Source organism: Pseudomonas sp. FW305-25 (assembly GCF_017351415.1).
GTDB lineage: Bacteria > Pseudomonadota > Gammaproteobacteria > Pseudomonadales > Pseudomonadaceae > Aquipseudomonas > Aquipseudomonas chlororaphis.
Genome location: NZ_JACNDE010000009.1, coordinates 179,467 through 199,491 on the forward strand (window position 1 = coordinate 179,467; position 20,025 = coordinate 199,491).

Consider the following 20,025-nt stretch of genomic DNA (forward strand, 5'->3'; position numbering starts at 1 on the left):
TCCTTGATCAGTTCGTGCGTGGCTGGCCGCTCTGTTCGGGGGGCAGCATCTTGTCCGGGGTGATGGCGATGTGGGCGCCATGGTCCAGCTTGATCTGCCCGGCGCTCACCACCTGTTCGCCGTTGCTCACGCCCTTGTTGATCAGCACCAGGCCGTTGCGCCGTTCGCCGGTTTCGATGAAACGCCGCTCGGCGACCAGCACCGGCTGGCCCTTGTCGTCTTTTTCCGGGCTGCCATCGGCGGCCTTTTTCTCGGCTACCACGTACAGCGAATTACCGTACAGGGTGTAGGTGATGGCGCTCTCCGGTACCACCACCCGGGGCTGCGGGTCGGGCAGCAGTACCTGCAGGTTGGTGAACATGCCTGGCAGCAGCTTGCCGTCGGGGTTGGCCAGGGTGGCGCGTACTTGCACGTTGCGCGTGGTGTCTTCGACCTTGGGGTTGATGGCGCTGATGGTGGCGCTGAACTGCTCCTCCGGATAGGCGGAGACCATCACGCTGACCGATTGGCCCAGGGCGATTTTCGGCACGGCCTGTTCCGGGACGAAGAAGTCCACGTACAGGCTGCTGAGGTCTTGCAGGGTGGCGATCACCGTGCCGCTGGCGAGGTAGTCGCCGACATCCACATGGCGAATGCCGATGGTGCCGCTGAAGGGCGCGAGCAGGCGTTTTTTCGCCAGTGCCGCCTTGAGCTGATTGACCGTGGCCTTGTTCTTTTGCAGCACCGCCGACAGTCGATCGTATTCACCGCGGGAAATCGCCTGGCTGCCCACCAGTTGGCTGCCGCGGCCGAAGTCCAGCCGGGACAGGCCCAGGTCGGCCTGGGCGGTTTCCAGCAGGGCGCTTTCCACGTCGCTGTCGAGTTGCAGCAAGGGCTGCCCGGCCGTGACCTTCTGCCCGGACTCGAACTGCAGCTCCTTGACGGTCCCGGCTACTTCCAGGCTGAGGTTGACCCCCTGCAGGGCCTTGAGGGTGCCGACCGTGGGCAGGCGGGTTTGCCACGGTTGTTCGCGAGCCGTGGCCACGGCCACGCTGATCGGCGGCTTGGGCACCGAGAAGAGCTTGACCTGCTGATAGATGGAGAAGGCCTTGTAGCCTGCCAGCAACAGCACGATCAGCAGGACGACACCCAACATGATAAACATGCGGCGACGCAGCATATTCCGGTTCCTTGGAAAACGAAGCTGGGAAAACCAAGCTGATTGCCGAAGACATTACTCCGACTTTCCGGGGGCTTCCAGATGACAATCCGGTCATCCAGAGTCCTGTTTTCCAATCCTGTGCGGCGGCGAAAACTAGACCAGGTGCAAATGGTTGTCCCAGAGCCCTGCCGGCAAATCCAGGGGTTTTGCCACCAGTTGTTTCTGGCGACAGTCATAGAAGCGGCAACGCCCCTGGCCCGAGGTCACGACAAAACCATCCGCCACCGCACCGACCCCGGCACAGTCCGGCAAGGGCGCGTCCAGGCGCACTTCGGCGCTGTCCAGGTCCCAGATGAAAAAGCGGTTGCCGCGCGGGGCGGTGAGGGCCACCAGGCGCAGTTCGCTGTGCACCGCGACGCTGGCGGTGTAATGCCCCATCGCCTGCAACTGGTGCTCGGCCACCGGGAAGGCCTGGAACGGTTGCCCCGGGCGCTTGATCGCCAGCAGTTGCGACGACTCATGGGCATCGCCCATGAACTGCTGGCCGGTGACGATGGTGCCGTCGCCGGCGATGCCCATGTGGCGCACGCTGTTCATCTGCTGGGCCAGGGTTTCCTTGCTCAGCAGGCTGCCGTCGCGCTGCATCAGCACCAGGCTCGGCTCCATGGCGTCAAGGTTCATCTCGACGCGGCTTTCCGCTTCGGTGCGAATCCCGCCGTTGGCCACCACCAGGGTTTCGCCGTCCGGCATCCATGACACCTGGTGCGGGCCGATGCCGTGGGTCGGGATCTCGCCGCTGTGCACCAGGCGTTCGCCCTCGAACCGGTACACCCCGAGCAGGCCACGACCCGGATCGCTTGTGTCGTTCTCGGTGGCGTACAGCCAGTCGCCGCTCTTGTGGATCACCGCGTGGCCATAGAAGTGCCGGTTCGGCTGCGAGGCCAGGGTTTGCAGGAGGGTGCCGTCGCGCAGGTCGATCAGGTAGCTTTCGGTGCCCGGGCGACGGGCGACGAACAGGGTGATCGGCAGCGTCGGGTGGTTGACGATGTCATGGCAGCGTTGGCCAACCCGGGTGGCGAACACTTGCGTGCCGTCCAGGCGATAGCCGACGGCGAAGTGCTTGCCGTCGCCGTCATCGCGCGCCGAGAGCAGCAGCGGGCCTTGGTCCTTGTGCTTGAACAGCGTCCAGCCACCCAGCGTGACGGCGCTCAGCAGCAGGCTGCCGAGTGCCAGAGCCTGACGTCGCAGCATGATCAGTCACCGTCGTTGGCGTTGAAGCCCAGTTGGATGCCCAGCGCCTTGGCCAGTTCGCCTTCGTGCAGGCGGTGGACGACGTTGAGGCTGTCGTAGATATCGTTCAGTTGCTGGCGGCCGGCGTCGTCGGCCAGCAGCTCGGTCAGCGAACGCTGGGTGCTGGCGAACAGCTTCAGCGAGGCGGTGTAGGCGGCGTCGATCTTGTCGGCCAGCGGCTTCTGCTCGGCCGGCAACAGGCCGCGCAGGCCCTTGTTGTCGACCCCGGCCCAGACGGTCTGGGCCGCGGCGAGGCTGGCTTCCAGGCTCTGCATGGACGACTGGCTGCGCCAGGCGTCGGCCTGGAACGGCTGTGGAATGCCCTTGCTCTGACGGCCCATCGGCGTGCCGAGCTTCTTCTTCAGGGTATCCAGCGCAGTGACCTGGACCCGCAGCAGGTCGGCGATGGCCTCATGGGAATCGGCGTAGCGCTGGTTGGGGAACTTGCTCATCTGCGCGAGCATGCCGTCGCTGGTGTTCCAGCGCGACAGGATCTCTTCGGCGAGCTGCTTCTGGCGTTCGCCAATGGCGCTCAGCAGCGGGCAGTAGCGGGCTTTCTGCTCGCTGTTTGCCATGTCGATCTTGCTGTCGAACAGGATGTATTCGTAGGCGGAGAGGCCTTGCACCACGACGCTGGACTTGGCCAGGGCGGCGGCGTCGATCTGCGGCGTGGCGCTGACCAGCTGTTCGACCTGACGGCCGACCAGGTTCTTCTTGTCCGGCCAGAACTGCACTTGCCAGGAGCGGTTGCCCTCGGCCAGCGGCCCGATCAGCAAGGGTTGCAGTTCGGCCCAGGCTTTCTGCGCGTGCAGGAAGTCGGCACGGGCGGTGTCCAGGCTTTGCTTGCCTTCGCAGAAGGCCAGGGCGCTGATCGCCAGCTGGCGGTCGGCTTCGACCCAGCGGCTGTAGGTCGGCAGGATCACCTGTTTGGCGATGGACGCCGAGGTCACGGCTTGTGGGTCCTGCGGCGAGCAGGCGCCCAGGGCGAGCGCGGCAAGGCTGGTGAACAACAGCTTGGGACGGAACATGTTCGGGCTCCCGTTTCTTGTAAGAAGGCGTTAAAGAGAATTCAGGAATGCCAGCAACGCAGCGCGCTGTTCGGCATTGAAGGATAAAACCTGTCGCTGCGCCGCCTGGGCCTCGCCGCCGTGCCAGAGCACGGCTTCGAGCAGGTTGCGGGCGCGACCGTCATGCAGGAACTGGGTGTGGCCGCTGACCGTTTCCGTCAGGCCGATCCCCCACAACGGCGGCGTGCGCCAGTCGCGGCCGCCGGCCTGGAATTCGCTGCGGTGGTCGGCCAGGCCTTCGCCCATGTCGTGCAGCAGCAGGTCGCTGTAGGGGCGGATCACTTGATTGGCCAGCTCGGGTTCTGCGGCGTCGGCGGCGGTGGTGAACCGGGGGGTATGACAGGACTGGCAGCCGGCCTGGTAGAACAGGTTCTTGCCGGCCAGCACCTGTGGCGAGCCAACCTCGCGCCGCGCCGGTACCCCGAGGTTGCGGCTGTAGAACAGCACCAGGCGCAGGATGTTGTCGCTGACTTCCGGTTCGCCATCCGGCCCGTTGCCGTTGGGGGCTTGCTTGCAGGCGGTCTGGGCGTCGGTGCAGTCATCGAAGGGTCTCAGGCTGGTGGTCAGGCCCATATCACCAGAGAACGCGTGAACATTTTGTTGATTGAGGTTGGGTTGTCCGGCTTTCCAGCCAAAACGCCCGAGTACGGTCTTTTGCTGGGCATCGTCCCAGACCCGGTTCGGCCGTCCGGCAATGCCATTGCCAGCCTTGGCTTGCGCTTGGGCATTGGCCAGGATCGCCGCCTCGGGGATGGCTTCGAGCAGGCCCAGGCCGATCATCGGCGGCGCCACGCGGGCCGAGAAGCGGGTGTCGGGATGCATCGGGCCATAACCGAGCTGGGTGATCTGCAGCTTCGGCTTGCGCAGTTCGACTTCGCTGCCGTCCTTGAAGCGCACGGTCAGCGGCTCGTACTCGACCCGCACCTTGCCTTCCGGGGCGACGCTAGGCACCGCCATGTCCTGGAACTGCCCGCCATACACCGGCTCGGGCACTATGCCCAGCTGCTCGATGACCTTGGCGTAGGTCGGCTCATTGGGGATCGACAGGCGCACCAGCATCGACACGGCGTTGTCCGAGTCGGGCGTCGGCGGGTGGCCGCGGCCGTCCTTGATATGGCAGTTCTGGCAGCCGTTGGTGTTGAACAGCGGGCCCAGGCCATCGCGGGCGGTAGTGGTCGAGGGGGCGATCACCCAGGGGCTGCGGAAGAAACTGTTGCCGACGCTGAAGTCCAGGCGCCGGGTTGGCGACAGGTTGGCCGACGGCATGGAAAAGGCATTCTGGTCGCTCTTGCGCACGGTCGCTTCACCGCCGGAACGCGCTTCGCCCGGCTCGGCCTGGGTAAAACGCGGGGCGTCATCGCAGGCACTCAGGCTCAAGGCCATGAACAGCGCAGACCAGCGAAGCAGCGACAGGGGCATCGGATATCCTGCAGGACGAGCAAAACAAGGGCGCAAAGTCTAACAGGGCAGGGGAGTTTGAATAAGAGGAATTATCGTTCCGCTTGACGTGGGACAACGCAAGCGAAGCCTGCCTGTCCCTGTCCCCCGGCTCTGGTCTGGTCCTGTAGCCGCTGCCGCAGGCTGCGATCGCCACCGAAGGGGGCGCAGGGTTTCAAGATCGCTGAAGGCCTGCGGCCTTATCGCAGCCTGCGGCAGCGGCTACAGGGGCCGCGTCATAGACAGGCACAAAAAAGGCGACCCGAAGGTCGCCTTTTCATTCCCGCAACAGTGATCAGAACTCGTGATCGGCGCTGTCCGGGTTCAGGTCGCTGATACCCAGCTTGCCCGCGGCCTGTTCGATCGAACCGGTCTGCTTGACCAGCGCGGCGATGGCGTCACGCACGATCTGGTTGCCCGCGTCGTTACCGGCGGCGATCAACTGGTCGTAGTGCTCACCCTTGTTGGCGTGATCGACCATGACCTGGATCTTGGCTTCGGTGGCGGCCAGGTCGGCCTTCAATGCGGTGTCGGCGGCCGGGTCGATTTTCGCCACCAGCGACGACAGGCTGGCGCCGGTCAGCTTGGTGCCGTCGACGCGGGTGTATTCGCCCAGGTACACGTTGCGGATGCCCTTGGCATCGTAGAAGTGCGAATTGTGGGTGTTGTCGCTGAAGCAGTCCTGTTCGTCTTCAGGGGAGTTGGCTTCCAGGGACACCTTCATGCGCTCGCCCGCCAGTTCGCCCAGGGACAGGCTGCCCATGCCGAACAGCATTTTGCGCAGGCCGCTTTCAGCCGGTTCCGCTTCCAGGGTGGCGCGGTAGTTGTCGGCCACGTTCGGCTTCCAGTTGCCGACCATTTCTTCCAGGTCGTTGACCAGCAGTTGGGTCACGGCTTTCAGGTAGGCACGGCGACGGTCGTTGTGGCCGCCGGTGGCGCCGGCGCCTTCCAGGTAGTCGGAAGCCGGACGGTTACCGGCGCCAGGGCCGGTGCCGTTCAGGTCCTGGCCCCAGAGCAGGAACTCGATGGCGTGGTAGCCGGTGGCGACGTTGGCCTCGGAACCGCCCAGCTCGTTGAGGCTGGCGAGTTTTTCCGGGGTGATGTCCTTCACGTCGACCTTGTCTTCGCCGACCTGGACTTCAGTGTTGGCGATGATGTTGGCGGTGGCGCCCGGGTTACCCAGCGCGTGCTCGTAGGACTTGTCGACGTAATCGATCAGACCTTCGTCCAGCGGCCAGGAGTTCACCTGGCCTTCCCAGTCGTCGACGATGGTGTTGCCGAAGCGGAACACTTCGCTCTGCAGGTAAGGCACGCGAGCCGCGACCCAGGCAGCCTTGGCGGCTTTCAGGGTGTCGGCGTTGGGCTTGGCGAGGAAGGCGTCGATCGCGGTCTGCAGGGTCTTCGCGGTGGATTCGGCATCGCTGTACACGGCGAAGACCATGTCGGCGTAATGCGCGACGACCGCCTTGGCTGCCGCTTCATCGACCTTGCCGGCCGCAGGAGCGGTGGCCGGGGCTGCGGTGCTGGCGGCTGGGGTAGCGGCTTGCGGCGCGGCAGCCTGGTCTTTGCCTTCGCCGCAACCGGCGAGGGAAATAGCGATGGCCAACAGACTGGCGGTAGCCAGAGGCATACGAATCATGGCGAACATCCTGCTTCGAGAGAGGGGTGGAGTGGCGCGGGAGATGCGCAAAACTGCGACATAATGCGAAAGATTTGCATTATGTGTAAAGGGTTGTGGTTGTAAATATTTCCTATTCAGGAAGCGATTGCGCTGGATCAGGCTTATGCGCGCAATCGGGTCTTCAGAGGATGGCCGCGTTACTGCGCTGGGCCTGTTTCAGGTAGGCGCTCAGCTCCCGTGCCGGCAGGGGTTTGCTGTAGTGATAACCCTGACCTTCGTGGCAGCCTTCGGAGATGATGTAGGCCTCTTGCTCGGCGGTTTCCACGCCCTCGGCGATCACCTGCATGCCCAGGCTTTTGCCCAGCTGGATGATCGCCCGCACGATGGTCGCATCGTCGTCGTCATCCAGCAGGTCCTGGACGAAGCTCTTGTCGATCTTGATCTTGTCCAGCGGCAGGCTCTTGAGGTAGCTCAGGGACGAGTAGCCGGTACCGAAGTCGTCGATGGCGATCAGCGCCCCCGAGCGGCGCAGGCTCAACAGGTGCTGGGCGGCGGTGCTGATGTCTTCCATCAGGCCGGTTTCGGTGACTTCCAGCTCCAGGCTGCGCGGCGGCAGGCGATAGATCTGCAGCAGGTTGTTGACCACCCGCGGCAGCTCGGCGTGGTGCAGTTGCACGGTGGACAGGTTGACCGCCATGCGCAGGTCGCTGAAGCCCAGGTCATGCCATTCGCGCAGTTGGCGGCAGGCCTGGTCCAGCACCCATTCGCCGATGGCGATGATGGTGCCGTTCTGCTCGGCCAGGGGAATGAACAGGTCCGGCGGGACGAAGCCGTGTTCCGGATGCTGCCAGCGCAGCAACGCCTCGACCCCGACCACACGATGATCGCGGTAGCTGATCTGCGGCTGGTAGACCAGGTGGAACTGCTCGCGGCTCAGGGCTTCGCGCAGGTCTTTTTCCAGTTCGCGGCGCCGGCGCATCTCGCTGTCGACGCTGGCGATATAGAACTGATAACGGTTGCGCGACCGGCTCTTGGCCAGGGTCATGGTCTGCTCGGCTTTCTGCAGCAGCTTCTCGGTGCTGTCGCCGTCTTCCGGGAACAGGGTGATGCCGATGGTGGCGCGCAGGCGGATTTCCTGGTGATCGAGGGCGAACGGTGCTTCCAGGTCGTCGAGAATGCTCTGCGCCAGTTCGGCGGCTTCGTAGGGTTGTTCGATATCGGCCTGGACCAGGGCGAACTGGTCGCCGCCAAGGCGGGCGAGGGCGCCCAGGCGACCACTGTGGGCCCGCAGGCGATCGGCCAGGGCCAGCAGCAACTGGTCGCCGGTCTGGTAGCTGAACTGTTCGTTGATGCCCTTGAAGTCGTCGAGGCCGACACAGAGCACCGCGACCCGGCGTTGCAGGCGGCCGGCGTCGATCAGGATCTTGTCCAGTTGCTGCTGCAACTGCTGGCGGTTGGGCAGGCCGGTGAGGAAGTCGTACTGGGCCATGCGCAACAGGCTGTTTTCCGCTTCATGGCGCAGGTGCGTGTTGCGTTCGATCGATGCCAGCAACTGGTTGGCGGTATTGATCCAGATCCCCAGCTCGTTTCGCTCGTGGCCCTTGAGCAACGGGATCTGATGTTCGCTGGGGCGGTCCGGATTGATGGTGGTCAGGTGCTCGATGATCCGCGACAGCGGCTTGGTCAGCAGCCAGTGGTAAACCAGGTACAGCACCAGGCCCATGGCCAGGGCGCGCAGTACGCCGGAAATGAAAATGATCACCGAGCTGACGATAAATCCCTGGCCGTAGGTGGCCGTATCGAGGGTGATGCTCAGGTCGCCGTAGTATTCGCTGTAGGGCCCGCGACCCACCAGTTGGGTGGTGAAGGTGCGCTCCTTGCCGAGGATCAGATCGGTCAGCCAGCGGCTGGGGGAATTCTGCAACTCACGGGTTTTTTCCGCGAGCATGGTTTCGTTGGGATGGCCAATGGAGGCCATGCGCACAGCATCATCCTGGAACAGGCCTTCGATGACTTGCATGCCCATTTCGCGGTCCAGGCTGTAGACGGCCTGGGTCGAGGGGTCGCGAAACATGTCGAGAATGCGCTGGGCATCATTAGCGACCGCCTGCCGAGTCTTATAAGCATCGAAGACGATTTGTGCGCAGCTCAGCACTACGCCCACTATCAGTGCCGACAGCAGCACAACCCGGAGCAACTTCACCGACAAGCTGTTTTTGAGTTCCAGCTTCAAAGGGTTATTCCTTGTTCCGTGCGGGTAGCGTCAAGTTGCCATGAGTATTGGCAATCCCGTGATGGCAGTCAAAGGGACAATCAGGCCCAGGATATTTCACCTGTAGGTTTGGTTGGAATGCCGGGAGCCAGCATATCCGCGCTTATCGGTTATATGTCGGTAGCCAAGCCTTGCAACTTGAGGGACGGCGGAGATTTTTTAGCTGAATAGAGAGGTTAGTCCGCCGGGCTGGCGCGGCAAACCTGGCCCTTGCCGGTAAAACGAAAAAACCCGGCAATGCCGGGTTTTTTTGACTGCAAACGGGCTTAGGCGACGAAGGTCTTGCCTTCGAACTGCTCGGCCACGAATTTCCAGTTGACCAGGTTCCAGAACGCTTCGACGTACTTTGGACGCAGGTTGCGGTAGTCGATGTAGTAAGCGTGTTCCCAGACGTCGCAGGTCAGCAGCGGGGTGTCGCCGCTGGTCAGCGGGTTGCCGGCGCCGATGGTGCTGGCCAGGGCCAGGGAACCGTCAGCCTTTTTCACCAGCCAGCCCCAACCGGAACCGAAGGTGCCGACGGAAGTCTTGGTGAATTCTTCTTTGAACTTGTCGAACGAACCGAAAGCGGCGTTGATGGCTTCAGCCAGAGCGCCGGTTGGTTGACCGCCGGCGTTTGGTGCCAGGCAGTTCCAGTAGAAAGTGTGGTTCCAGACCTGAGCGGCGTTGTTGAAGATACCGCCCGAGGAAGACTTGACGATCTCTTCCAGGGTCTTGCCTTCGAACTCGGTGCCTGGCACCAGGTTGTTCAGGTTCACGACATAGGTGTTGTGGTGCTTGTCGTGGTGGTATTCCAGGGTTTCCTTGGAAATGTGCGGCTGCAGGGCATCGTGTGCGTAAGGCAGCGGCGGCAATTCGAAAGCCATGATGATTCTCCTAATCAGGTCAGTTGCGGTGAGCGCAAGGCCGATCACGGGCGGCCAGACAAGCGCCGGGGAGTTTGTACTCTTTGCGGCGCAGGGTTCGGATCATAGCACCGGGGGTGCGGCTTAACCACGCAACAACTGTGTGGGATAGAGGTTCCAGAGCCTTTTGGAATAAATCACCCGGCGGTCATCAACTGAACCGCGACACTGAACATCATCACCGCTACCAGCAGGTCGAGAATGCGCCAGGTGCTCGGCCGGGCCAGCCACGGAGCCAGCCATGCGGCGCCGAGGGCCAGGGTGAAAAACCACAGCAGCGAAGCGCTGGCCGCGCCGACCACATAGGCGCCGGGTTCGGTCTGTTGCGCCCCCAGCGAGCCGATCAGCAACACCGTGTCCAGGTACACATGGGGGTTGAGCAGGGTCACCGCCAGCGCACTGAGCAGTACCGCGCGCAACGAGCGCACGGTCTGGTTCTCGCCCTGTTGCAGGCTCTGTCTGGAACAGGCGCGACGCAGGGCCTGGCTGCCGTACCAGATCAGGAACGCGGCGCCGCCCCAGCGGGCAACCGCCAGCAGTGTCGGGCTCTGCGCCAGCACCGTGGCCAGGCCGAATACCCCGGCCGCCACCAGCAACGCATCGCAGGTCACGCACAGCACGGCCACCGGCAGGTGGTGTTCGCGCCGCAGGCTCTGGGCCAGGACAAACGCATTCTGGCTGCCGATCGCCATGATCAGCCCGGCCGCCACCAGCAGCCCGTTAACGTAGCTCTGCCACATAGCCTTTACTCCTTGCCCGCCGCCAGTTGCCGCAGCACGCCCATGGCGCGCTCGGCATCGGCCTTAGCGACAAACAGATGATCGTGGTAGTAGCCGGCGATCACGTTGCAGCTGATCCCGGCCTTGCCCAGGGCGCTGGCGAACGCGGCGGTCAGGCCGACGGCTTCCAGGGCCGAATGCACGTTCAGGGTGATCCAGGCCGCGACGTAATCGAAACCCAGCCCCAGGCGTTCGGCCTGCTGGCGCTCAAGGATCACCGTGAGTCCTTCCTGCTCGCGAAAGCTGCCCAGTACGTCGCTACCTTCGAGCAGCGCGCGATCGGCGATGGAGCAGAGCACGTAGTCGCCGTGGTTGAGCTGCGGGCTCATGCTGCGCAGCAGGGTATCGAGGGAGGTTTCGCCAGCCATGAAAAAGGTCCTTGAACGAGAAAGCATGCTGGCTATTCTCCGGTTGCAGGCTGTATAAGAAAAACCAATATTACTGATCGCTCATTAGGAAAACTGATGTTCGACTATAAATTGCTGTCCGCCCTGGCCGCGGTCATCGAACAGGCCGGATTCGAGCGTGCCGCGCAGGTGCTGGGGTTGTCGCAGTCGGCCATTTCCCAGCGGATCAAGCTGCTCGAGGCGCGGATCGGCCAGCCGGTGCTGGTGCGGGTCACGCCGCCGGCGCCGACGGAAATCGGCCGGCGCCTGCTCAACCATGTGCAGCAGGTACGCCTGCTCGAACGCGACCTGCAGAGTCAGGTGCCGGCCCTGGACGAGGAAGGCCTGCCGGAGCGTCTGCGCATCGCCCTCAACGCCGACAGCCTGGCCACCTGGTGGGCCGAGGCGGTGGGCGACTTCTGTGCCGAGCAGCACTTGCTCCTCGACCTGATCGTCGAAGACCAGACCGTGGGCCTCAAGCGCATGCGCGCCGGCGAAGTGGCGGCCTGTGTCTGCGCCAGCGAGCGGCCGGTGGCGGGCGCCCGCAGTGTGCTGCTGGGCGCCATGCGCTACCGTGCCCTGGCCAGCCCGGCCTTCCTTGCGCGGCATTTTCCGCAAGGCGTGCAAGCCGAGCGCCTGGCTCGCACGCCAGCCCTGGTGTTCGGCCCGGACGATTTCCTGCAGCACCGCTACCTGGCGGCGCTGGGGGTCGATGGCGGGTTCGAGCATCACCTGTGTCCCTCGTCCGAGGGCTTCATCCGCTTGACCGAGGCCGGCCTGGGCTGGGGGCTGGTGCCCGAATTGCAGGTGCGCGACCAGTTGGCGCGGGGGGTGTTGGTGGAGCTTTTGCCAGATAAGCCGATCGATGTGCCGCTGTACTGGCATCATTGGCGCAATGGTGGCCAACTGCTGGGCCTGCTCACCGAGCACCTGGCGCGTTCTTCGGCGCAATGGCTGGTGCCCTTGGAGCAGCCATAAGCGTCAAGCGACAAGCTCCAAGTGGGCAGCTTGCGCTTTGGTTTTCAACTTGCAGCTTGCAGCTTGTAGCTCGTCACTGCGTTTTTTTAGGAGCAAGTCATGAAAATTCTGGTCACCGGCGCAAGCGGCTTCATTGGTGGACGCTTCGCGCGTTTTGCCCTTGAGCAGGACCTGGATGTACGGGTCAACGGGCGTCGGGCCGAAGGTGTGGAGCATCTGGTGCGGCGCGGGGCCGAGTTCGTCCAGGGCGACTTGAGCGACGCGGACCTGGTGCGCGACCTGTGTCGCGACGTCGATGCGGTGGTGCATTGCGCGGGGGCGGTGGGGCTCTGGGGGCGCTATCAGGATTTTCATCAGGGCAACGTGCTGGTCACCGAAAACGTGGTCGAAGCCTGCCTCAAGCGCCATGTCCGGCGCCTGGTGCATCTGTCGTCGCCGTCGATCTATTTCGACGGTCGCGACCATCTGGGCCTGACCGAGGAGCAGGTGCCCAAGCGCTTCAAGCACCCTTATGCCGCCACCAAATACCTGGCGGAGCAGAAGGTGTTCGGCGCCCAGGAGTTCGGCCTGGAGGTGCTGGCGCTGCGCCCGCGTTTTGTCACCGGTGCCGGCGACATGAGCATTTTCCCGCGCCTGTTGAAGATGCAGCGCAAGGGCCGTCTGGCGATCATCGGCAACGGCCTGAACAAGGTCGACTTCACCAGTGTGCAGAACCTCAACGAAGCGCTGCTTAGCAGTCTGCTGGCCAGCGGCTCGGCCCTGGGCAAGGCCTACAACATCAGTAACGGCGCGCCCGTGCCGTTGTGGGACGTGGTGAACTACGTGATGCGCCAGATGGGCGTGCCGCAGGTCACGCGCTACCGCTCCTTTGGCCTGGCCTACAGCGTGGCGGCCCTCAATGAAGGCTTCTGCAAGCTCTGGCCGGGCCGTCCGGAGCCGACCCTGTCGCGCCTGGGCATGCAGGTGATGAACAAGAACTTCACCCTGGATATCAGCCGCGCCCGCCATTATCTGGATTACGAACCTAAGGTCAGCCTGTGGACGGCCCTGGATGAATTCTGCGGCTGGTGGAAGGCCCAGGACATACGCTGAAAATAAACACTGAACCGAGTTCGGGGTTCAGGGTCGATGAGGGCGGCGGGTTAGCGGTTTATACTCGCCGCATTCAGCTATCACCGCGGTTTAGAAAGGTTGCCCCATGCGTAACGATGCCAACGACGACTTCGACGATGTTCCAAGCCTGCGTGCCGATACCCTCGACGATGATTTCCCGACCACCGCCGCGGGCCGCGCGCGTACTTCGGTGCATTCGCGCAGCGTGCCGGCCGCCAAGGTCAAGACCCCGAATGCCGGGCCGCTCTGGGCGCTGGTCGGCGCCTTGTTCTTCGCCTTTATCGGCCTGGCCTGGTGGAGCTTCCAGCAGATCTCGCTGATGGAGCAGCAACTGGTCGCCACCCAGGAAAGTTTCGCCCGCATCAGCGAAGAAGCGGCGGGGCGCCTGCAGGATATTTCCGGCAAGGTGGTGGCCAGCCAGTCCAGCGTCAACAGCGACAGCGAAGCCTTGAAGTTGCAGATCAAGCAGCTGGAAAGCCGTCTGCAGGACCAGGGCAAGCAGCAAGGCGTGGCCGGGCAGGCCACGGACCTGGACAAGCGCCTGGCCCAGATGACCGCGCAGGCCACCGAGCAGCAGGCGGCCAATACCCAGTTGCAGGCACAGGTGAAAACCTTGGGCAGCGAACTGGCCGCCCTGAAAAGCGCGCCTGCCGACACCAGCAAGGTCGATGCCCAGTTCAAGGGCCTGAACGCCGAGATCGCGGCCTTGAAGAAACAGGGCAACCCGAGCGCCGCCATCGAGCGTCTGGAACAGGACATCATCGTGCTCAAGAGTCAGCAGGACAATCGTCCCGCCGCGGCCCAGGGCGGCACCAACACCGCCGAGTTCGATGCTTTCCGCGGTCAGGTCACTCGCAACATCAATACCCTGCAGAGCCAGATCCAGAACCTGCAGCAGCAGCTCAATACCCGCCCCTGACCCTGGCGACCTTCCCGTGCGTGGCGTGGGAAGGTCGCGGTTTTGTCTCTCGCCTCCCTGCTTCGCTGAATACTCGACCATATCCCGCAGCCGTCTACGCTCTTGAAACACCAACAAGAACGAGGGACGCGCAATGAGGGGATTGCTTAGAGCCACGGTGCTGGGAGGGTTGCTGATGTTCTGCGCCAGCCAGGTCCAGGCGGCGGACGATGCCACGGCGGCCAAGGCCCTGCTGGAGAAGGCCCTGGCCTATTACCACGACCACGGTGACAAGGCCTTCGCCGCGTTCAGCCGCCAGGGCGAGTTCGTCGACAAGGACCGTTACGTGTTTGTGGTCGACACCCAGGGGGTGATGCTGGCCAGTGGCGGGCCGTCGTCGGCGCTGATCGGCCGCGATGTTTCCGAGGTGCTTGGGCCGGATCTGCAAAAGGCCTTCAAGGACGCGCTGAAGATTCCCGAGGGCAATGGCATCCAGCAAGCCGAATACCGCTGGCAGAACTGGGCCGACGGCAAGGTCGAGCGCAAGCATGTGTATTACCAGCGGGTCGGCGAGCGGATCCTGGCGGTCGGCTATTACCTGCCACGGGCTTCCGCCGAGCAGGCCAAAGCCTTGCTGGACAAGGCGGCGACCGAACTGGTCAAGGATGAGAAGGGCACGCTGACAGCGATCAACTCGCTCAAGGGCGGCTTCCTGCAGGACGACCTGTATGTGTTCGTGGTCGACCTGGACAACCAGCGCTACGTGGCCCACGGCACCAATCTGCGGCTGATCAATACCGACTTCGGCAAGGTCAAGGACCCGGACGGCAAACCGGTGGGCGAGCCGATCCTGGCGCTGATGGCCACCCAGGAGCAGGGCGAGTATGAGTACCGCTGGAAGAACCCGGTGACGGCCAAGGTGGAAGACAAGCACGCCTACCTGCGCAAGGTCGGGCACTTCCTGGTGGCGGTGGGGTACTACAGCCCGTAAAGGTCGGTCGCCAGCCAGCTCGCCTGTGGAAGAGCTGGCTGGCGATGCCGTTATTTGACCTTGTCTTCGCGCCCGCGCAGCAGCGCGTTGGGCATGGCCAGCGCCGCCGCCAAGCCGAGCAACGACACCGCCGCACTGACCATCAGCAAGTGTTTGAAGGTCAGCAGCAACTCAGCCCGCAAGGCTCCCTGTTCCGGACCCGGCGCGGCGTTCAGGCCGTCGAGCAGCACATTGCCCGAGTGGCCTTCGCCGATCAGCGCCGAGCCGCTCAACTGGGCGAAGCTGGAATCCTGCAACAGCGCCAGCAACAGCGCCGACATCAAGGCCACGCCCACCGCACCGCCCAGGGAGCGGAACAGGTTGGTGGTGCTGGTGGCGACGCCGATGTCCCGTTGTTCCACCGAGTTCTGGCTGCCCACCAGCGACGTCGGGAACTGCATGCCCGAGGCAATCCCGCTGAACAACATGAACACACTGCTCAGCAGCACCGCCTGGGGCGGGCTGAAGGCCATGCCGAGAACGGTCAGTGGCATCAGCAGGGCGCCACCGAGGATCATCGGCTTGTAGCGGCCGGTCACCGAGGTCATGCGCCCGGCGAAGTAGGCGCCCATCGGCAGGCCGATGGCCAGCGGCAGCAGGTGCAATGCCGCGCTGTCGGCACCGGCGCCGGTGACGCTCTGAAAGCGCAACGGCATCAGCACCGTCAGCGAGATGGCCTGGAAGCTGGTGAAGAACACCGTGCACCAGCACAACATGGCGTTGCGGTTGGCGAACAGGTGCATGGGCAGCAGCGGCTCTTCCGTGCGCCGTTCATGCCAGGCGAACAGGGCCAGGGCGACGACGGCACACGTCAGCAGGCCCAGCACTTCGCTGCTGCGCCAGGCGTGGCCCTGGCCGAAATGGGTGATCGACAGCAGCAGGGCCGTCAGGCCGATGATCATCAGCAGCGTGCCGAGGTAGTCGATGATCGGTTTGCGCTGCGGAATCGGCAGCCCGCGCAGATTGCGTCTGGCCACCAGCCAGGCGCCCAGGCCCAGGGGCAGGTTGATCAGGAACACCCAGCGCCAGGACAGGTATTCGGTCATGTAGCCGCCGAGCACCGGGCCGGCGACGCTGGCCGCCGCGTACATGCTGCTGAAATAGCCCTGGTAACGCCCGCGCTCGCGGGGCGGCACGATGTCGCCGATGATCGCCTGGCTGACCGAAATCATCCCGCCGGCGCCGATGCCCTGGAAGATCCGCGCCAGGACCAGCTGTTCCATGTTCTGCGCCATGCCGCAGAACAGCGACGCCAGGGTGAACAGGCCCATGCCGAACAGCATCAGCTTGCGCCGCCCGTAGAGGTCGCCGAGCTTGCCGTAGATCGGCACCGCCACGGTCATGGCCACCATGTAGCCGGAAATCACCCAGGCCAGCAGGCTGACGTCCTTGAATTGCGCGGAGATGGCGGGCATGGAGACCGCGACTATGGTCTGGTCCAGGGCGCCGAGGAAGATCGCCAGCATCAGGGCGATCAGTACGCTGCGAAGAGCCGGTTTGGGCTGGCCAGGCTGGTTGGGATTGGACACGAAATAACCTGCGGGCAGTGATTGACCCGCAGGGTGCAAGGCGAGCGGGAATGCTCGCCAGTGTACTCGATAGGCTCCTACTCGATAGCCTCGTAAGGAAGGCCGACGTAATTTTCCGCGATGGTTTTGCGCCCGGCCTCGGAGTCGACGAAGTACGCCAGCTCCGACTCGGCGATGCGCTGGCTGAAGTCGTCGGAGTCGGGGAAACGGTGCAGCATCGCGGTCATCCACCAGGAGAAACGCTCGGCCTTCCAGATCCGCCGCAGGCAGATTTGCGAATACTTCTGCAGCAGGTCGGTGCGCTGCTCGCGGTAGACCTTGAGCAGGATGTTGAACAGCGTGCTGACATCGCTGGCGGCCAGGTTCAGGCCCTTGGCCCCGGTGGGGGGCACTATGTGCGCGGCGTCGCCGACCAGGAACAGCCGTCCGTATTGCATCGGCTCGACCACGAAGCTGCGCAGCGGCGCGATGCTTTTCTCGATCGACGGCCCGGTCACCAGGCGTTCGGCCAGCTCCTCGGGCAGGCGCCTCTTGAGCTCGTCCCAGAAACGTTGATCGGACCAGTCGGCGACATTTTCCTCTGCCGGTACTTGCAGGTAGTAGCGGGTGCGGGTGGTCGACCGCATGCTGCACAGGGCAAAGCCGCGTTCGTGGCGGGCGTAGACCAGTTCGTCGTGGACCGGTGGGGTGTCGGCGAGAATGCCGAGCCAGCCGAACGGATAGACGCGTTCGAACACCTTGAGCCTGTCGGCCGGGATCGACTGCCGGGCGACCCCGTGGAACCCGTCGCAGCCGGCGATGTAGTCGCAGTCCAGGCGATGGGGCTCGCCCTGGTAATCGAAGGTCAGGTAGGGCTGGTCGCTGTGCATGTCGTGGGGGCGCACGTTGTCGGCCTGGTACAGGGTCCGGGCGCCGACGGCCTGGCGGGCCTGCATCAGGTCGCGGGTGACTTCGGTCTGGCCGTAGATCGTCACGCTCTTGCCGCCAGTGAGGGCGTGCAGGTCGATGGCCACCCGACGGCCGTCGAGGGCCAGTTCGAAGCCGCCGTGCACCAGGCCTTCGGCGTCCATGCGCTGGCTGACCCCGGCCTGGCGCAGCAGGTCGACCATGCCTTGTTCCAGTACCCCGGCGCGGATGCGCCCGAGTACATAATCCGGGGTTTGTCGTTCGAGGATCAGGGTATCGATGCCGGCCTTGTGCAGCAGTTGGCCGAGCAGCAGTCCGGAGGGGCCGGCGCCAATGATGGCGACTTGAGTTTTCAGGGTTTTCATTGTTTTTATGACTCGCAAGCTTCACGCGAACAGGTTCGCTGACTGATTTTTATGTTTCGAGTGCCTGCATTTTTCACTTGTGATGCTGTCAGTTGAAGGTGAAAACTGAGCCGATACCTGTTCATTTCACCAATCGGTGCGATTATCGCCCGTCACCCAGAGGCCTGGATTGCAGTTATGAATAAGCCTGCCTTGCCTTCAATTCCGGTGTTCAAACTCTATGGGGAAAGCCTGGATTGGCCGACACCGGACCTGCTGCACTGCGAAACCATTTCCAAGCGCAGCCGCGAGCACCATTGGGAAATCAAGCCGCATCGGCATGCCGATCTCTGTCAATTACTGTTCGTGCATCGCGGCCAGGCCGAGCTTGAGATCGAAGGCCAGCGCACGTTGCTGGGGGAGTCGGCGCTGCAGATCCTGCCAGCCCTGTCGGTGCACGGCTTTCGTTTTTCCGAAGACATCGACGGTTATGTGGTGACCCTGGCGGCGCCCTTGATGGCCCATCTGCAAGCCCAGCTGGGGCACTCGGTGAATGCCCTGGCCGTGGCCGAGAGCTACCCGGCGGGCGCCGACGGCGACTACCTGAACAGCCTGTTTGCCGCGTTGCAGAACGAGTACCAGGGGCGTGAGCCGGCGCGGGAAATGCTCATGCACTCGCTGGTCAGCGTGATCATGGTGTGGGTCAGCCGCCAGGCGATCCGGCGCCGCAGCGCCAGCCAGCGACCGCAGCGGGCGCGGGAGTATTTCAATGGCTATATCCAACTGGTGGAGGCCCACTATCGCGAGCATGTGAAGGTCGAGGACCTGGCGCACAAACTGGGGATTTCCGTTTCCCACCTCAATGGCACCTGCCGCGAACTGGCGGGCCAGCCGGCCCTGCAGATCATGCATGAGCGTCAGCTGCTGGAGGCCAAGCGCCTGCTGACCTACACCAGCATGACCATCTACGAGATTTCCGACACCCTGGGGTTTTCCGATCCCACCAACTTCACCCGGCTGTTCCGCCGCCGGGTCGGGATCTCGCCCAAGGCTTTCCGCGACCGGCTGAAGACCGATCACGAACCGTGACGCCGCGCGCCTGCATCATTTCAGGGAGTTGAGGGTCGCGTTGTGCGGGATGCACTGGTCGACGTTGCAGCTGGCGTAGACACGTGGCTGTTGCCGGGCCTGCTCGACGCGATAGGCCGCTGTTCCATACAGCGCCAGGGTCGCGGTGCAGGTGACGAAAATGGCCAGGTATCTTCTTGTTTTGATGTTCATGGCAAACACCTCTGAACGAATACCCCTGCGCGTGTGGGGGTACTGTTATCAGCATAGATCAGCCATGTGGATCAGCCATGGCCGCCGGCCAGGTCGCGGGCAGCGTGTTGACGGGGTATTCAGCGGTCTTATCGGGCTTTAAAGGCCCTTGTCCCACTCCGGCTCCTCGGGGAAGCGCAGCACCAGGAAATCCAGCATGCTGCGCAGGGCCGCCGGCATGTGTTTGCGCGAGGCGTAGACCGCGTACATGTTCATTTGCCGGGGCTCTGCGTGGGGCAGCAGGCGCACCAGTTCGCCGCTGTGGATATGCACCCCGGCCTGGTAGCTGGGCAGCATGGCCACGCCGGCCCCGGCCATGGTCGCGCGCAACAGGGTGCTGGCTTCGTTGGCGCTGATATTGCCCTGCACCGGGACCGAAACCTGTTCGCCGTCCTGCTCGAAATGCCACAGGCTCTTGCCGAAATAGGAGTGGGTCAGGCAGTTGTGCTGGCTGAGTTCCTCGACGCGTTGCGGTGCCGGGTGCTCGCGCAGGTAGGCCGGCGAGGCGCAGATCACCGAGCGGCAGACCGTCAGGCGCCGGGCGATCAGGTTCGGGTCCAGGTCGTTGCTGGTGCGGATCGCCAGGTCGATGCGCTCGTCCACCAGGTTCACCGTGCGGTCGAGCATCTGCAGGTCGATGCTGACGCCGGGGTAACGCTTGACGTAGGTGGCCATGGCATCGGCCAACTGGGCCTGGCCGAACGAGGTGCTGACGCTGATGCGCAGCAAGCCGCGGGGCGCGTCGTCGGGTTCGCTGACGGCGGCCTGCATGTCCGTCGACAACTCGAGCATCTGCCGGCAGCGCGGCAGGATCTCGGTGCCCGCCGCGGTCAGGCTCAGCTTGCGGGTGGTGCGGTGCATCAGCCGGGCGCCGACCCAGTCCTCCAGCTCCGCCAGATAGCGCGAAACCACTGGCCGCGAGAGGTCCAGGTGGTCGGCGGCGGCCGACTGGCTGCCAAGGTCGACTACGGTGACGAAGACGCGCATTGCTTGAAGACGATCCATGATTTGC

General features: G+C 63.8%; 18 protein-coding genes. 5 read left to right on the forward strand and 13 right to left on the reverse strand.

Features of this window, described 5'->3' with window-relative positions; all coding sequences use genetic code 11:
* Positions 1 to 7: 7 nt before the first annotated feature.
* The 9 genes from J4E58_RS11730 to J4E58_RS11770 all read right to left on the reverse strand — a co-directional run bounded on the left by J4E58_RS11730 (position 8) and on the right by J4E58_RS11770 (position 10,877).
* Complete coding sequence (locus tag J4E58_RS11730) at positions 8 to 1,159, reverse strand: efflux RND transporter periplasmic adaptor subunit (RefSeq protein ID WP_087090168.1); 1,152 nt, start codon at positions 1,157 to 1,159, stop codon at positions 8 to 10.
* A gap of 135 nt (positions 1,160 to 1,294) precedes the next feature.
* Entirely contained in the window at positions 1,295 to 2,392 is a 1,098-nt protein-coding gene (locus tag J4E58_RS11735) for a DUF1513 domain-containing protein (RefSeq protein WP_087090170.1), read from the reverse strand.
* A gap of 2 nt (positions 2,393 to 2,394) precedes the next feature.
* Entirely contained in the window at positions 2,395 to 3,459 is a 1,065-nt protein-coding gene (locus J4E58_RS11740; RefSeq protein WP_087090172.1) for an imelysin family protein, read from the reverse strand.
* A gap of 30 nt (positions 3,460 to 3,489) precedes the next feature.
* Positions 3,490 to 4,917, reverse strand: a complete 1,428-nt coding sequence (locus J4E58_RS11745; protein ID WP_087090174.1) for a di-heme oxidoredictase family protein — start codon at positions 4,915 to 4,917, stop codon at positions 3,490 to 3,492.
* Positions 4,918 to 5,230: 313 nt separating this feature from the next.
* Positions 5,231 to 6,574, reverse strand: a complete 1,344-nt coding sequence (locus J4E58_RS11750) for an imelysin family protein (RefSeq protein ID WP_007929763.1) — start codon at positions 6,572 to 6,574, stop codon at positions 5,231 to 5,233.
* Between the two features lie 163 nt (positions 6,575 to 6,737).
* Positions 6,738 to 8,789, reverse strand: a complete 2,052-nt coding sequence (locus J4E58_RS11755; RefSeq protein ID WP_007929764.1) for a bifunctional diguanylate cyclase/phosphodiesterase — start codon at positions 8,787 to 8,789, stop codon at positions 6,738 to 6,740.
* Between the two features lie 305 nt (positions 8,790 to 9,094).
* Positions 9,095 to 9,691, reverse strand: coding sequence for a superoxide dismutase (locus J4E58_RS11760; protein WP_007929765.1), 597 nt, complete (start codon positions 9,689 to 9,691; stop codon positions 9,095 to 9,097).
* A gap of 176 nt (positions 9,692 to 9,867) precedes the next feature.
* A complete protein-coding gene (locus tag J4E58_RS11765; protein WP_009045341.1) occupies positions 9,868 to 10,470 on the reverse strand; it encodes a LysE/ArgO family amino acid transporter in 603 nt (200 codons plus the stop codon).
* Between the two features lie 5 nt (positions 10,471 to 10,475).
* Entirely contained in the window at positions 10,476 to 10,877 is a 402-nt protein-coding gene (locus J4E58_RS11770; protein WP_087090176.1) for an ACT domain-containing protein, read from the reverse strand.
* A 96-nt stretch (positions 10,878 to 10,973) separates the two neighbouring features.
* Between J4E58_RS11770 and J4E58_RS11775 the strand changes: the two genes are divergently transcribed.
* The 4 genes from J4E58_RS11775 to J4E58_RS11790 all read left to right on the forward strand — a co-directional run bounded on the left by J4E58_RS11775 (position 10,974) and on the right by J4E58_RS11790 (position 14,875).
* On the forward strand, positions 10,974 to 11,873 hold the full coding sequence (locus J4E58_RS11775; RefSeq protein WP_087090178.1) for a LysR family transcriptional regulator ArgP: 900 nt from the start codon (positions 10,974 to 10,976) through the stop codon (positions 11,871 to 11,873).
* Between the two features lie 99 nt (positions 11,874 to 11,972).
* Positions 11,973 to 12,965 (forward strand): NAD(P)-dependent oxidoreductase, encoded by a 993-nt coding sequence (locus J4E58_RS11780; RefSeq protein ID WP_087090180.1) that lies wholly within the window; start codon positions 11,973 to 11,975, stop codon positions 12,963 to 12,965.
* 106 nt (positions 12,966 to 13,071) lie between these two features.
* Positions 13,072 to 13,905: an ATPase gene (locus J4E58_RS11785; protein WP_087090182.1), complete on the forward strand. Its 834-nt coding sequence runs from the start codon at positions 13,072 to 13,074 to the stop codon at positions 13,903 to 13,905.
* 133 nt (positions 13,906 to 14,038) lie between these two features.
* Positions 14,039 to 14,875 (forward strand): cache domain-containing protein, encoded by an 837-nt coding sequence (locus J4E58_RS11790; protein ID WP_087090184.1) that lies wholly within the window; start codon positions 14,039 to 14,041, stop codon positions 14,873 to 14,875.
* 50 nt (positions 14,876 to 14,925) lie between these two features.
* Here J4E58_RS11790 and J4E58_RS11795 read toward each other — a convergent pair whose 3' ends face one another.
* Positions 14,926 to 16,443, reverse strand: coding sequence for an MDR family MFS transporter (locus J4E58_RS11795; protein ID WP_087090186.1), 1,518 nt, complete (start codon positions 16,441 to 16,443; stop codon positions 14,926 to 14,928).
* 77 nt (positions 16,444 to 16,520) lie between these two features.
* Complete coding sequence (gene pobA, locus J4E58_RS11800; RefSeq protein WP_172963080.1) at positions 16,521 to 17,705, reverse strand: 4-hydroxybenzoate 3-monooxygenase; 1,185 nt, start codon at positions 17,703 to 17,705, stop codon at positions 16,521 to 16,523.
* Between the two features lie 186 nt (positions 17,706 to 17,891).
* Here pobA and J4E58_RS11805 point away from each other — a divergent pair, with 186 nt between their 5' ends.
* Positions 17,892 to 18,782 (forward strand): helix-turn-helix domain-containing protein, encoded by an 891-nt coding sequence (locus J4E58_RS11805; protein WP_053262424.1) that lies wholly within the window; start codon positions 17,892 to 17,894, stop codon positions 18,780 to 18,782.
* Between the two features lie 15 nt (positions 18,783 to 18,797).
* On the opposite strand, the gene J4E58_RS11810 is transcribed toward J4E58_RS11805, so the two are convergent.
* Together J4E58_RS11810 and J4E58_RS11815 are read right to left on the reverse strand one after the other, a co-directional pair.
* Complete coding sequence (locus tag J4E58_RS11810; RefSeq protein ID WP_007929787.1) at positions 18,798 to 18,974, reverse strand: hypothetical protein; 177 nt, start codon at positions 18,972 to 18,974, stop codon at positions 18,798 to 18,800.
* Positions 18,975 to 19,112: 138 nt separating this feature from the next.
* Positions 19,113 to 20,018: a LysR family transcriptional regulator gene (locus tag J4E58_RS11815; RefSeq protein ID WP_037035534.1), complete on the reverse strand. Its 906-nt coding sequence runs from the start codon at positions 20,016 to 20,018 to the stop codon at positions 19,113 to 19,115.
* Positions 20,019 to 20,025: the final 7 nt, after the last annotated feature.